Origin of the sequence: Shewanella sp. SM32, assembly GCF_025654235.1 — a bacterium.
In the GTDB taxonomy this organism is placed as follows: domain Bacteria; phylum Pseudomonadota; class Gammaproteobacteria; order Enterobacterales; family Shewanellaceae; genus Shewanella; species Shewanella oncorhynchi.
Genome location: NZ_JAKKRO010000011.1, coordinates 1 through 14,838 on the forward strand (window position 1 = coordinate 1; position 14,838 = coordinate 14,838).

General features: G+C 46.3%; 9 protein-coding genes. 4 read left to right on the forward strand and 5 right to left on the reverse strand.

Annotated features, from left to right (window positions below; translation table 11 throughout):
- Together L5M10_RS06425 and L5M10_RS06430 are read right to left on the reverse strand one after the other, a co-directional pair.
- Positions 1 to 158 (reverse strand): transposase (locus L5M10_RS06425; protein WP_259573881.1); only part of this gene is annotated, 158 nt, incomplete at its 3' end.
- A gap of 418 nt (positions 159 to 576) precedes the next feature.
- The gene (locus L5M10_RS06430) at positions 577 to 2,220 is read right to left on the reverse strand and encodes a hypothetical protein (protein WP_263164788.1); all 1,644 of its coding nucleotides are present in this window, start codon (positions 2,218 to 2,220) and stop codon (positions 577 to 579) included.
- A 1,099-nt stretch (positions 2,221 to 3,319) separates the two neighbouring features.
- Here L5M10_RS06430 and L5M10_RS06435 point away from each other — a divergent pair.
- From L5M10_RS06435 to L5M10_RS06445, 3 genes are all read left to right on the forward strand, one after another.
- Positions 3,320 to 5,563, forward strand: coding sequence for a hypothetical protein (locus L5M10_RS06435; RefSeq protein ID WP_263255048.1), 2,244 nt, complete (start codon positions 3,320 to 3,322; stop codon positions 5,561 to 5,563).
- A 10-nt stretch (positions 5,564 to 5,573) separates the two neighbouring features.
- Positions 5,574 to 7,274: a toxin-antitoxin system YwqK family antitoxin gene (locus tag L5M10_RS06440; RefSeq protein WP_263255049.1), complete on the forward strand. Its 1,701-nt coding sequence runs from the start codon at positions 5,574 to 5,576 to the stop codon at positions 7,272 to 7,274.
- A 588-nt stretch (positions 7,275 to 7,862) separates the two neighbouring features.
- Complete coding sequence (locus tag L5M10_RS06445; RefSeq protein ID WP_028759808.1) at positions 7,863 to 8,138, forward strand: acylphosphatase; 276 nt, start codon at positions 7,863 to 7,865, stop codon at positions 8,136 to 8,138.
- A gap of 67 nt (positions 8,139 to 8,205) precedes the next feature.
- Here the strand turns inward: L5M10_RS06445 and L5M10_RS06450 are convergent, their stop codons facing one another.
- From L5M10_RS06450 to L5M10_RS06460, 3 genes are all read right to left on the reverse strand, one after another.
- On the reverse strand, positions 8,206 to 9,207 hold the full coding sequence (locus L5M10_RS06450) for a peptidoglycan binding protein CsiV (RefSeq protein ID WP_263255050.1): 1,002 nt from the start codon (positions 9,205 to 9,207) through the stop codon (positions 8,206 to 8,208).
- Positions 9,207 to 12,692, reverse strand: coding sequence for a transcription-repair coupling factor (gene mfd, locus L5M10_RS06455; RefSeq protein WP_263255072.1), 3,486 nt, complete (start codon positions 12,690 to 12,692; stop codon positions 9,207 to 9,209). The genes L5M10_RS06450 and mfd overlap by 1 nt, the downstream gene beginning before the upstream one ends.
- An 85-nt stretch (positions 12,693 to 12,777) precedes the next feature.
- Positions 12,778 to 13,419 carry a hypothetical protein gene (locus L5M10_RS06460; protein ID WP_212601065.1) on the reverse strand — a complete coding sequence of 214 codons (642 nt, stop codon included), beginning with the start codon at positions 13,417 to 13,419 and terminating at the stop codon, positions 12,778 to 12,780.
- A gap of 94 nt (positions 13,420 to 13,513) precedes the next feature.
- Here L5M10_RS06460 and L5M10_RS06465 point away from each other — a divergent pair, with 94 nt between their 5' ends.
- The gene (locus L5M10_RS06465; protein ID WP_028759812.1) at positions 13,514 to 14,746 is read left to right on the forward strand and encodes a lipoprotein-releasing ABC transporter permease subunit; all 1,233 of its coding nucleotides are present in this window, start codon (positions 13,514 to 13,516) and stop codon (positions 14,744 to 14,746) included.
- The last annotated feature ends 92 nt before the right edge of the window (positions 14,747 to 14,838 follow it).

Below are 14,838 nucleotides of genomic sequence, written 5' to 3' on the forward strand. Positions count from 1 at the left end.
TCTTTAGGTAAATCTCGCCAAGGGATACCTGTTCTAAGGCGGTAAAGAATACCTTCGAATGTTTGTCTATGTTCAGGTTTGTCATAAACACGGCCTGTGCTTTTCATTAAATGAAATAGCTTTTCCCAGCGTGCATCGGTTAGCATAAGTCTTGGCATGGCTTGAGGTTATGGTTACTTTTGGCGAAGCAAATTATAACGTCTTGCCATGCTGTCTAAAAATCACTCTCGAAAGATCAACAGACCCTAGATTAAGTAGAATTTTAGTGTTGGCTGATATCCCTGTATATAGGCTCACCATGGTATTTACTCACCGACACGCAGCCAGTCCATCCTTGGATGCTCGACCGCCCCGTCCATGGGGCGGACGGTCGTCTCGCCAATCACCATGGCTCACCTTTCGTGCATTCACGTAACCTGTAGATTTAAAAGACATACGCAACACAATTTGGGACATTTTCGTGTCAAAGCCTTAACTCAAACGCGTCTGTTTCAGATAAAAATTTCTATGGGTTAACGCTTTGCTCACCGGAAAATTAGGAGCGTAGCGAGTAATTTTTCCGTGTGCAGCAACTTGTTATACGCTTTTATTCTTGAGTAAAATCCCAACACCCGTATTGTTAATTTCACTCTCTTCCGCTTTTAATTGCTTATACTTCTCTTTTAAATCTTTCACGTTAGGGATCACACCAGTCATACCAGCCATTGCCCCCAACGCCCCAAACATAGGCAAACCTGTCAATGCTGCCGTAATTTCTATACCACCAACTACAACAAAGGAACCGATATCTTTCCCAGCAAATTTCCAACGCTTAGATGTCAGCTCTTTTATTTTGTTTTCATGATCTTTAAAAGCACTATTGAGGTTATCGAAAACCTTATCGCCTGTTCGATAGAAATTGCTGGGATTTGCTTCAATTAAACTTTTAAGCCCACCTGACAATAAATCCCGTATTTCATCTAAAGCACCCGAATTTCTAATTTCTATCAAAGCATCTGGTGGTATATTTCCCATCCATGGCATTTCATTCTTTACGGTAGAATTTAACGCTCGTGCAATATGAAGATCGTTTAGCTTGTCTGTCTCGCTGTTCCCTGCGTTATATTCCAGCATTTGGTTGTACCAAATCCAGCTTGTCTCAGCTCGTATTATTGGTGTGCCACGTAATTGCATGCTACGTTGGAAAGCATCATTAGCCTGGGAGAACCTGCTTATCAGATGCATAAATACAGCCTGTCCTGCTGTCTCCATGCCTACCTTTTTGCCCTGCTCATCTAGCAAACGCATCATTTGCTGAGCTAGAGAGCCATCCCACTCAGTTGCAAAAACTAGCTTGCCTGGGTTTAATAAACTTTTCTCGACATCTTCAGCATCCTTGAAGTGCGAGTAGTAAGCGAATAGTTCATCCTTATCTTGAATCTCCTGCCCAAAAAGAGTTTTTGTATGATCTATTGAATCAGCAACTGCACAATCATGTACAAACTCTCTATACCCATCTTCTAAATGATGCCTATCAGGAAGAATCGCTACAATCGGTTTCTCAAGATCAGCAAGAGCTAGTGACTTGTAAGAAAGAACCTGAAGAGCAAGCCGAACAACTTCATAGCACTTCTCTTCATCATTCATGAATTGAATCATGGGAGATATTTTTAAAAACGGGTCTGGCAATACTGTTGTATCAAAATACAACCCAGTAGAGCTTGCTACGTTTGAGCTTCCATCAGGAAATAATTCACCAGTAAATACGGCCTTAGAATCAAATGTATCTTCTAGGTGAATCCATGTCGGTTCCGATATATTCTCCCAGAAATCAACAATTTCCTCGTAGAATTCATCAATAACAGGCAAACAGTCTTTGACCCTGCTTTCATCAGATGAAAACCACCCCGCAAACCTGTATGGGTCTGCTTTAGCTTCAGTCATCATCTCAAATAGTTGACCAAAAGCGTAATTCACTCGCTGAAAGAACCCCTCCTGAATCTCTCTTAACGAGACAGCTTCTTTCCACTCTTGGCGGTCATTCTCATACGCAATAAACATACATAATGATCTAACTCTTCCATCGACAGTTTCAGGGTCAACCATTCCATCAGGTAAGATCCTCACCTGTTTCATGCTCTCCCAAAATCCATCAACCAAATGAGGTGCAAACTTAACTTTGCCCTCTTTCAGTTTTTCTTGGAGTAATTCTATGCGTCTATGTAATGCTTCTCTGTCCATGATTTAATTCACTTTTGCGTATAACTTCTTAGTATTTATGCGCTGCGCTGTTTGCAGGGCATAAATCGCTTGTTGGACTTGGCCGCTGCCACATCCATGTCAATTGGTATAAATGATGCTATAGGAATTTGCTTTTTTACGGTAGCGGTTTTTTATACAGCTTGGTGGGTAATCACTTGATATCGTTTTAGCTTTCTCATTTTTCGCGATTATTTTTTGATGATGAATAGCTATCTAACGACTTAAAACTCTAAGGAATACACCTCCCCTCGGAGTTGCCGCAGGGCGAATAGACAAATTGCGTGAGTTCGGTCATGGATGACCGACTAGCTTTCGCAGGTGCAGGGACGCATCCTTCGGAAGCGATAGCAAATTTGTCAATGAGCACAAGGGGCTTTCAACTCCGTTGGGGGCGTCTTGGAGCATCCAAGGAGGATAGGACGAGCAGTCCTCCTTGGTCGGGTGTGGGGTGAAGCCCCACGACTTTGATTTTAATTAAAACATTCAAATTACGAAAAAGATGGGATACATAACTTCTAAATCTAACTATCAACTTTTCTATAGGCAGAGCTTTACTTGGTCTATGCCCCTTTTGGACTGCGAAACACACTTTGGGGCAATAGCTTTTTAGCTAAACGAACAGCAGAAGTGTTAGTTAGGATTGGCCTTGTTACAACAGTGGCCGTTGGCGATATGGCCGCTCTTTCACATCTGACCGATAGGGATATGGGAAATGTCTATGATGTTGGGAACATCTTAGACCATGTGAACGCGGCATTTACACTTCCGTGTGCTGCAGATGTTATCGTCGAGCCAATAGGGATACTTTTTATTAAATAAAAAGACGGTGAGTCACTGGGTAAATAATGACAATTAATACAGCAGAACTAGCTTTGCGCATCAGTTCTTTATGTTGTAATTCGTCATTAAGAACTTGCCTAAGATAGGTATTGCCCTACCTGTGACGATCTAAAAGGATATTTGAGTCGCGCACTCAGGTGTCGCGCTGGACAGGCAAAATAGCCAAAGCATTTTATTTACTGGGTATGAACGGGCATAATGCGGCGCTTACTATTTGTTTGAGATACAAGGAATAACCATGAAGTACTTGGTTAGCGTAGTTGCATGCTGTTTATTATCGGCCTGTTCTTTTGGGGATGCTGATGTTGAGTTTACACCTGAAAAAGGGGAAGAGCGCTCGTATCAGCTGTATAGCACCACTAACATCACTGTAGACAATGGTCAGCGTACCGAAACGGTTAACGCCACGTCACATCAATTGCTGCGTTATAAGGTCCTCGAAACAGGCAAAAACAGTCGGTTTCAAGTGCATGTCGATTATATGAACATGCGCGATGGCCAAGGGAGCGGCGTCAGTAGTGGCCAGCGGGCCGATCGTAATCCAGAAATGCACGCTATTTTCTCGCAGGGGTTTGAATTTTCTTTAAATCTAGACGATGGCAGCGTTAAAGAATTCAGTGCATTGAACAAACCTGTATGGCAGGCGCTGTTGGTTGAACGCGGCGCAGAGCTTGAGCAGGAACTGAAAAAGCTCTTTAGCTCATCTGCCTTCCTTAGCACCATACCCGCCAAAGCGGGGGCGGTCGTCGCGCTTCCTGCCTATCAAGGCCACGCCAATGCCAAGCTTACTGTATTGCAAGTCACTGATACTCATGTGTTAGCCAAAGTTGAAAGTGGCGGCGATCAAGCCAAAATATACGGTCAGTTGATGTTAGAACGTGAGCGGGGTTGGTTAGCGCAGTTAGCCTTAGTGGCAGAAGCGCCATTTGAGCGCTACGGCTATAAGGGCACAGTGCGCAGCAACGTTATTATGTTGCCGCAGGAGCGCCAGTTGGGCGATCTGACGCAGTATTTAGGTTTTTATGATTTCCCAGTATTTGAGAATCAAAAACAACCTGACGTTATGTTGGATAACGTCAATAAGACCTTAGCCCAAGATGCTGTATTTGCCTATGATGCGGGCTACTTTTACCAGCAAGATGATTTATTAAAGCTGATTTATCAGTATGACTTTTCAGGTTTTAAGCCCGAAGGCGGGTTTAGCTTAACCGATATCACAGCACACAGTGCGGATGGCACAGTACTGCCGCTGCAATTGAGCAAGGTAGGCAGTTACAGTTATCCAGAACAGGATGGTTTCCATCAGTCTGAGCAGCAGAATTTGCTTATCGGTTGGAATGCACCGAATGACCTCTTAGCTCAGGTTGCTGAGTTTCGCGCGACAGCCCATTATCGCGGCGCGAAATTAGTCAAACTTAACCTGACCCCCGATCCCAGCAAAACTGTGGCCTTGCAGTATGAAGATATACAGCTGGAACTCTCGCCAATCCCAGATAAACCATTCAGTTATTTGCTGAAATCGCGAGGCAGCACTGACAAATCTTGGTTATACCGGCGCTTTGACGGTGCCGAAGGCGCTATGGTGAAATATCTTTCACCGCCGCCCACTGGGCCGGATTGGTTAACCCCGGCAGAGCAAAATATGGTGGCGTTGGCCTCATCGGCACAATATGAATCGATCACACAGTTTACCTTTCCCGCAGCGCCGCCCACGCTGACACTCTATGTGAATACTGTGGTTGACAGTGGTGAACTGACTAAGAACATTCGTTTTATTCCGACTCAAGATTACGCGCAAAATGTCGCCTATCCGCCGGCGCAGCAACAACTGCTTTATAGTGATGATATGTATGCGTCCTATGTTAATCAGCCGCAAGTTACTGCACCTGAAGACCCCGCCTTACTTGAGCCGCAAGTCGTGGCCAAATACGGCGTCAGTTTGCTGTTAACTTCCGAGCAGGCAGCTGTGTGCACGCTCAGTGTTGTCGATGCACCTAAGGTCAACGAGCACACACTGCAATGGACAAACACAAGCACTAACACTAACAACACGGGTTTTGGTGGAGGGCTGGATAAGTTTGTGCTGTATCAACTGACTAGCGCCGATGGGATCCGCCGCAATTTTTACGACATCAATGTCAGCAGCACTTTGGCCTGTACCGGTACTCCCAAATGGCAAGCGCTAGCGTATCAACCCGAGCAAAGCTGGTTGATTGATATCACTCAGTTGCCGAATGTTGATACCCATCAAACCGTGGCCGACTTTATGCGGCGCTATCGTTTTTTAAATGCGCAAAATTTACAGCTAGCTCCTGCTATTCAAGGTGACAGCAGTGATTTTTATCAGCGTCCGTTGCAGCAAGTATTACGTGAGGAACGCTGGTTTGTACTGGCGGGGCGCGCAGCACAGATAGAGCAGCTGACGATAAGCGGCGAACCGGTCAATAAACAGTGGGTTAATACATTCCCTGCGTTACCTTAAGGAGCAGAATATGAGAGTATTATTACTATTATCTGCGCTACTTATGTCGTTTAATCTGTCGGCTGAGCGAATTTTACTCGACGAACTATGGCGGCTTAGCGATGTGCCTGGTGAAGCCATTTATTATCAGGAGCAAGCGCCGACAGAGCAAAATGGCGAGTGGCCGCTACAACTCTTTTATCTGGAGACGGATAAACCCGTTTTTAAGGGCTGCGTCAACAGTCCCAATTTAGCCGAGAGTTTTATCGTTGGTGATTTTGAGTTTTTCTATCCCGATGGTCAACTGTCTCGCAAGGGCAGTAGCGATGCACAAGGGCGTTATCAAGGCACGCATCTGCATTATTGGGAAGACGGAGTGCTCTCGGGAGAGTACCACTACCAGCATGGCCAGTTGCATGGAGATCAGAAAAGTTACCATACTAATGGTCAATTAAGGGAGCTTCAGCATCGTGTGAATGGGGCTGAATTAGGATTATCGCAAAGTTATTTTAACAATGGCCAGTTGCAAACACGCGTAACCTACGGCGCTAACGGTATGGAAGGGCTATATGAAAGCTTTCATAACAATGGTCAGCCGGAGCAAACCGTTAATATGGTGGCGGGGAAAAGAGAAGGCGAGAGACTGTATTGGACAAAAGAAGGCTGGTTATACACTAAAGAGTTTTATCTTAAGGGGAAAATACACGGCGAAGTGTTGATTTACCGAGCTGCCGATGTGCTGCAAGAGATTAAACACTATGAGCATGATAAACAGGTGGGAAACCAGCAGCGTTTTGATGAACAAGGGCGGTTAGCAGAGCTGCAAAAGTATGATAAGGATGGTCGTGAAATTCAACATATTACCTATGATAATGCCGGTAACGTTGCGACCCAAACCGACACGCAATACTTCGCTAAAGGTCAGACTAGCACTGAACAGCGCTTCGATTCTGCGGGAAAGTTAACTTATCAATATCAGCAAGATACTGCAAATGACTGGAGCTTACGTCAGCGTTTTGATGTAGCAGGTGAGCTGATTGAACGTGATGAACAACTCAAGGGGCGATACGATGGCTTGTATATCGGTGCTGGTTGGAACGGTTATATCAGGCGGATAAACTACCGCAAAGGTCAAATGCACGGTGCATATCGAGAAGATAAGGCCGAGGACGGCGGTTTTGTCATCGGCCAATATCACTTAGGGTTAAAGTCCGGCAAGTGGGTCACAAAAAACGCGGATACGACGCGCAATGAGCAGTTTAACCAACAAGGTGAGCTGAGTGGTGAACAAACAGAAATCGCAGCCGATGGCACGATAATGCGCCGAGAGTTTTATAAAAACGCTAAGTTACATGGCGCGTATTTACTGCGTGGCTTTGATAAACAACTGCAAGCCCAAGGTCAGTATGTTAACGGTCAGCGCGAAGGCCAATGGCTGCTGCAAGATGAAAGCAGCTACAGCATGGTTAAGCTCTGGCATGGCAACTATAAAGTAGGACACGAAGTGGGTCACTGGCAGGCCTTTTCCGTCAATGGCCATTTATTAGGGCAGGCCCAGTATGATGATCAAGGTCAATTGCAAGGTAAAGGCTATAGTTTTAACGAAGATGGCAGCCTGCTGCAAAGTGATGAGTATCTTGATAATCAACTGCACGGCAGGTCGGTGTACTACTTCAACGGTGAACCCTCATCCGAGTATCGCTATCAAAATGGTCTGATGATAAGCGAGTAGCACTTCATCACCTAACCACACAATCAAGCAAAAACCGGCTAATTAGGCCGGTTTTTTGCATCTAGTTTGCTTGCCTTGCATTATCGTCAGGCATACGCGCCGCTTGTCATTAGATGGGACTTCTCAACCCCTCGTTTCGTGTTTACTAATTGCCAGAACAAACACAATCTCAGCGTTAAACGTCAATACGCCTTTATACTTCTTCGGCTATCACCGGGGGTGTTTTTAAACATGAACAATGCAGATGGGTGTACGAGCTGATTTTCAGCTAAAAGCATTATATTCATTCGGGATGGATAGTTTTACTTTTCAAACTCTTGAAAATAATTATTTATTGTGTAAAGTAGCGACCCTTGCTATTTTGTAACAAAATGATACAGAGTTACTGTTTTATTTGTCCATTTATTGGATATCCCTTTGCGTATGTCGCCCGACACAGCTAGCAGCAGTCTTGTTAGCTGTTTTTTTTGCCTAAATTTAAATATTGTTTGTTTTTTGTTCTACAAATCCATAGGTTAACACTTAGCCTTTGGATAATTGCGGCTATGCTTATTTCTATAACAAGGTTCCGTGAAAAAGGAGCGTGAGATGAAGCGAGTATTAATTAATTTGACGGGAAAAGTGCAAGGTGTGGGTTGCCGTCATGCGACCTTGACTAAGGCCAGAGCCCTTGGTGTGACAGGATATGTAACCAATTGCCGCGATGGCAGTGTTGAAGTACTCGCCCAAGGCAGTGACATTGCTGTTAATGCTTTAATTGCTTGGTGCGAAGTAGGTGTGCCTTGCACTGAGGGATTAACCGTAACGGTAGGAGAAGACGAGGCTGATGATATCTACCTCGATTTCTCCATCGTTCAGTCTTAATTTAAACGTACCGTGTTAACTTAACTGCACCGTTTTAACTTAAGAATTGTGCGGGTTGTGCGTTTGTTCAGTATTGGCCAACAGTCTGTATTGATTCGGCATTCTGATTATTTTGCATTGCACTGGGTTGCGCCATCTTGCGGATTTGGATCACCATGCCCATTTCGGGATGATCTAAATAATGGATTTCTTCACTCTTCACACGGCGGTTTTGCTCCAAAGGCACAGACATTAAAAATGGTGTCATGACTTTGGGCGCCGTGAGTGTTGCGCTGGTATCGGCCGCATCACTGGGTACGGCTGGCATTAATTTTCTGCCTTCTTTGCGCAAGTGCAATGCGGTTTCAATATATAAATAGTGGCTTAAATAGATATTCAGTGTGCCATCTAATTCCCATACTGGTGATACAGCAGGTGCAAGCATTGGTGTGCCATCGGCATTAGTCATAGGCTCTGCTTGAGCTTGCTTAATGATTTTTCTGCCATCGAAGTGATAAGTACCTGAGAAATCTTTACCCGCAAATAAGCGTATGGGTACTGAGCCACTCTTACCACGCATAGGTTGTTGCCAAGCCATGTGCAGTAAACTGCGCGTACCACGTTCGCGGGAAATACTATTGATAATGCTCGCGAACTGACTTTGGCTGCGGGTTAACAATACTGGGTTGCCATTGGCTGTAGGATAACTGATCTGTGCGCTGCTGATTTCAGATGGGATCACCGGCGGGTAACGATATTCCACACTCGCAGGCGCGGCAGGCATAGGTTCTGACGTCGAGGTACTGTTTAAGGTTTCAGCGCAGTGGCTATTTGCATCGGCATCAAATACCAGTGTGCAAGGCGCAGATGCGCTGGGTATCGGCGTGATTGCTTGCGCGATAGCGGGGGAGATTAAGTCTATTGCGTTATCGGTTTTCGTCTTGTTTGGCGCATCAGGCCATTGTTCACTTGACTGGCTTTGGCGTTCAAACACATAGACTTCAACCTCGAACCAAGCTTCTGCTTGGACGACTTGACTGTGTGATAGTGCAATGAGTGTAGCGATAGAGACCGCGAGTTTACGTAACACTATTTATCTCCAAGACGATGTTGCGATAATTGTTCTAGCAAGAGTTTCACTAAAGCGAGCCTGTCTTTACTGGTTTCGGCTGCAAGGCTGAACTTTAACTTATTCGGTCCTTCCATTCGATAGATTTGTGGCTGGCTTTGGAGTAATCCAATAATAAACACAGGATCTATGACATGATCATCACTAAATTCGATGCTGCCACCTTTACTGTGCACTTCTATTTTAGTCGCACCTAAGCGAGTCGCCTCATGTTTATAGAGGGTCATTTCCATTAAGTTACGCGTCGGTTCAGGTAATAAGCCAAAACGGTCGATCAATTCGACTTTTAACTCATCCAGCGCCGCCTGTGTTTCGCACCCTGCGATGCGTTTATAGAGCGACAGACGAATATTTACGTCGCTCACATAGGCTTCAGGCAGAAGGGCTGGGATACGCAGTTCAATTTCGCATTGCTGATTGAGCATTTGCGCCAGAGATGGTTCTTTGCCTTGTTTTAAGGCTTTGACTGCCGCTTCGAGCATTTCCATGTACAAGCTAAAACCAATTTTAGAAATATGGCCACTCTGTTCATCGCCCAAGAGTTCACCTGCGCCGCGGATCTCTAAATCTTGGGTCGCCAGCATAAAGCCCGCACCGAGATCTTCAAGAGCATCAATGGCTTCTAAACGTTTGCGCGCATCTGGGGTCATACGTTTGGGATGCGGCGTCATCAAATAAGCGTAGGCCTGATGGTGCGAGCGTCCGACGCGGCCGCGTAATTGGTGTAACTGTGCCAGACCAAAGGTATCGGCGCGCTCAATAATAATGGTGTTGGCACTTGGGACGTCGATACCAGTTTCGATAATAGTGGTACAGACTAACACGTTGAATCTTTGATGGTAAAAGTCTGACATTACCCGTTCTAGATCGCGCTCACGCATTTGACCGTGGGCAACAACGACTCGCGCTTCAGGCAATAAATCGATAATGCCTTGGGCACATTTCTCAATACTTTCAACATTATTGTGTAGGTAATACACTTGGCCGCCACGGAGAATTTCCCGCAAAATAGCCTCGCGCACAGTCGCGGGATCCGATTCCCGCACAAAGGTTTTCACTGCTAAACGTTTGGCGGGCGGGGTGGCGATAATCGATAAATCGCGCATACCCGACATGGCCATGTTTAAGGTGCGCGGAATGGGCGTCGCGGTCAGGGTTAAGATATCCACGTTGGCGCGCAGCGCTTTGATTTTCTCTTTTTGACGCACACCGAATCTGTGTTCTTCGTCGATAATCAACAGGCCTAAGTTTTCAAACTTGGCCTCAGATTGCAGTAACTTGTGGGTACCGATCACGATATCGACTTTGCCTTCTTCCAATTGTTGCAGCACTTGAGTCTGCTCTTTGGCGGTACGAAAGCGTGACATCACTTCAGTGACCACGGGCCAGTCGGCAAATCTGTCTTTAAAGTTTTCATAGTGTTGCTGGGCAAGCAGTGTGGTCGGAACTAGCACGACCACTTGTTTGCCAGCGTTGACGGCCACAAAGGCGGCGCGCATGGCGACTTCGGTTTTACCAAAGCCCACATCGCCACAGACTAATCTGTCCATTGCGGTCGGCGATTGCATATCGGCTAACACGGCGATGATGGCGCTTTCTTGATCAACGGTTTCTTCGAAGGGGAAGCCGCGGGCGAATTGAGCGTATTCTTCTTCGTCAATGGCGCAGCTTTCGCCGGGACGCGCTTGGCGACGGGCATAGACATCGAGCAGCTCGGCCGCGACGTCGCGGATTTTTTCAATCGCCTTTTTCTTGGCTTTAGCCCACGTCTCGTTGCCGAGTTTATTTAAGTGGGCGTCTTCATCGGCGCCAACACTGTAACGGCTGATGAGATGCAATGAAGACACTGGCACATACAGTTTGTCACCGCCAGCGTATTCTAATTGCAAGTATTCTGCGACCAGTCCACCCGTATCTAAGGTGACTAAGCCCCTATAAAGTGCAACGCCGTGTTCTAAATGCACTATGGGCTGGCCAACTTTGAGTTCGGCCAAGTTTTTAATCAGGGCATCATTACTGATCTGACGCTGTTTCTCACGGCGACGTTGCTGGGAAATACGATGGCCGAAGAGTTCAGTCTCACAAATGATACTGATACTTTCTTTGGCGCTGATTTGCAGCAAACAACCGCGTGACAGCGGTGATACGATAAGGCCTAACTTGGCATCACTTTGAATAAATTCATCAAAATGGTTAAACAGTGCAGGTTTTAACTGAATTTTAGCGAGCAATTCAAGCAGCGCTTCGCGGCGACCCTCGGACTCAGCGCTAAACAACATGCGTTTGGCGCTGCTGGCATAATCTTGCAGCGCTAGCAGCGGTTGCTTTAATTTATGATTGGCGCTGATGTCGGGCAGGGTGCTGGCGGCAATAACAACCGCTTTCGTTGTTTCAGTGCCATCTGTTGGCACTTGCATTTGATAACGTGGCAGCGGTTTAAAGGCGGCAAATAACTCTTCTATGAGTAAATACAGCTCTTTAGGCGCCAGTAATGGCCGCAGCGGATCGACGCGTCTGTCTTGATAGCGATGTTCGACTTCTTGCAGATGGGCGCGCGCCGACTTTTCGATATCGCCTAAGGTGACGAGTTGAGTGTCCTTGGGCAAGTAATCGAATAGGGTGGCGGTGTCATCAAAAAACAGCGGTAGATAGTTTTCGATCCCCGCCGGCATCAAGTTACGGCTCACTAGCTGATAAACCGATTCCGGCTCTTTGACTATGACCTCGAAACGGCGGCGGTATCTTTGCCTAAAACCTTCGATGGCCGAACTGTCGGTTGGGAATTCCTTCGCGGGCAATAGGCGAATCGAGTCGACAGGTTGCAATGAGCGTTGGGTTTCTGGATCAAAATGGCGAATGGTTTCCACTTCTTCATCGAATAGCTCGATGCGCAGTGGCATATTCATCCCTGTTGGGAAGATATCCAGAATCGATCCGCGAATGGCAAACTCGCCATGTTCATACACTTGCTCCACCGAATGGTAGCCAGTGTCGGTTAAATGCTGGCGTACATCGTGTAACTTGTAGCTATCCCCCTTTTTGAGCACAAACACGTTGGCGCTTAAATAGGCCTTAGGTGGCAGGCGCATCATCAAGGTGGTGACGGGCACGATAACGATATTTTGCTCAATCTGAGACAGCTGCGATAGCGTTTCGAGTCGCTGGGAAATTAAATCCTGATGGGGCGAAAAACTGTCGTAGGGCAAGGTTTCGCGGTCAGGGAATAATCTGACCTTAATGCCTGTTTTACTGAGCAAATAACTTAGCTCTAACTCTAAGCTTAAGGCGCTTGGCGTGTCACTGGTGACGACTAAGGTCGTTCCCTTATGTTGACGCGCTAAATTGGCGAGTGTAACTGCTTGGCAAACCCCGCCCACGGTGGACAGAGTCTGAATTTGAGTGCCATTTTTGACGGCTGGCGGCGTTAGGGCTGATATGTGAGTCATTGGCGTGCGATAAACTGATTCATTCACAAAGAGTTGCAGACATTGTAGAGACTTGATGGCGTAGGTGCCAGAGAAAAGTCAGCGGCTATTGACGCTCGTCTCTGGCGAGTTTGCGTAACTTGAGTTGTTTCTGTTGCACATTGAGGCTGGCTTTGACTAATTGCTCCACGTCAGATTCAAGAATTTGACTGAATTCAAAGTCGGTTTGCCATTGTAGATGTTCAGGTTGAGTATGTTGTTCTGTTCTGTCATTACGACTCATATCGCCTTCGGCTTGTGCTATTTTTTGTGCTTGAGTGGCGATGACTTTGCCAAAACAGAGAATGGCAACTAATTCGTCGTGAATAAACAGAGTAATTTTATAGTGGGAGCCAATGTCTAAGGCTGTTGGGGTGAGTAATCTCAGGCCACTACCACCAAATTGGTTACCAAAGCATTTTTCGCCCTCTTGGGTTTCTTTTTCTAATACATGTTGCAGCACTAGATCTACTTTGCGGGATTGCAGCTTTAAAAAATCCACGACAACTTTTGCCTCGTTATCTAAATGGCGCAGCTGTAGCAAGCAGTTAGCTTCGAGTGTTTTGACTTCGCTGAGTAGTTGAATGCCTAATGATTGCATTGATCTCAGTGCCATTTCTGAGGGTAATGGCTGGGAACTCGGCCATTGGCTTAGGTAGGCGGTAAAGTGGTGAGGCACACTAAAATACGGATTGGTGTCAGTGAACAAGGCTTGCCTCTTTATTTATAGGACCAATACCCCTATTATCGTGCCCATCTTCATGATTTAGCAAGTTCAGCACACAGGACGCAACCCTCTTTCAATGAATCCAGGATTCCCTTTCTATATTGGTTACCGTTATTGGCGGGCCAAAAAAGCGAACGCGTTCGCGTCGTTCATTACCTTATTTGCCGTTTCGGGCATTTTTTTAGGCGTTGCAGCCTTGATCGTTGTCAGCTCAGTGATGAATGGCCTTGAAGGCCAACTTAAGCAACGTATCTTAGGTGCAGTGCCACAATTAACCCTTTATAGCGAAGCGCCATTAGTCGATTGGACAAAGCAGGCGAGTGCGCTTAAAGCCTTACCGGGGGTGTTAGGCGTTACACCGAGCGTGTCGACGCAGGCCATGGTGCAATCTGCGTCGAATATTCGCGCTGTGCAGGTTTATGGGGTGTTTCCCGAATTAGCACAAAAGTTATCCTCCGTTGCGCAGCATACTTACTCAGGTGCATTTGAACAGTTGGCGAGTGGCGACTTCAAGGTGATTTTAGGATCTGAGCTCGCACGGCAACTCAAAGTTGCTCCCGGTGATACGGTACGATTATTGAGTGGCGATGGTGTGGTGTACTCCCCATTAGGCCCAGTTCCGAGTCAACGTAAGTTCTTGGTATCTGGCATTTTTGAAATGGGCTCTCAGGTTGATGCCGGCGTTGCATATATCCATTATCAAGATGCAAAACGTCTAATGCGCCAACCGAGTGAGGCTATTGATCAGCTTAGACTCTATTTAACCGATCCCTTTAGCGCGCCCGCTTTAGCGTCTAAAGTGCAGGATGTTCTCGCTAAACAAGATATTAAGGTAACAACCAGCGATTGGCGTGATACCTATGGTCACTTGTTTGGTGCGGTAAAAATGGAAAAGAACATGATGTCGCTGATGCTGAGCCTGATTGTGGCCGTGGCCGCATTCAATATTGTTTCGGCGCTAGTGATGATGGTGGTCGATAAAACCACGGATGTGGCAGTGCTAAAAACCCAAGGTGTAACCACGCCCGCCGTGATGGGCATTTTTGTGGTGCAGGGTTCGCTCAATGCAGTACTCGGTTTAGTGCTTGGGCTCGCGGTAGGTATACTTATCACCTTGAATCTGAATGGCATTATGACGACCTTAGGCATTTCGATTTTAGGTGCGGGACAGAGTTTGCCAGTAAAACTGGAGTTGATGCAGTTGTCAGTGATCGTGATAGGCACGCTATTGGTCACCTTGTTGGCGACCTTATATCCCGCGCTGCGTGCGGCCAGTGTGCAACCCGCAACTGCGTTGAGATACGAGTAACCCGTGAGCTTTTATGATTAGTCGTCACCCATGGGCATTCATCCGTGAGTGATGGTTTGCCAAGATGAAAATAATTTAATGTATTGATTTAA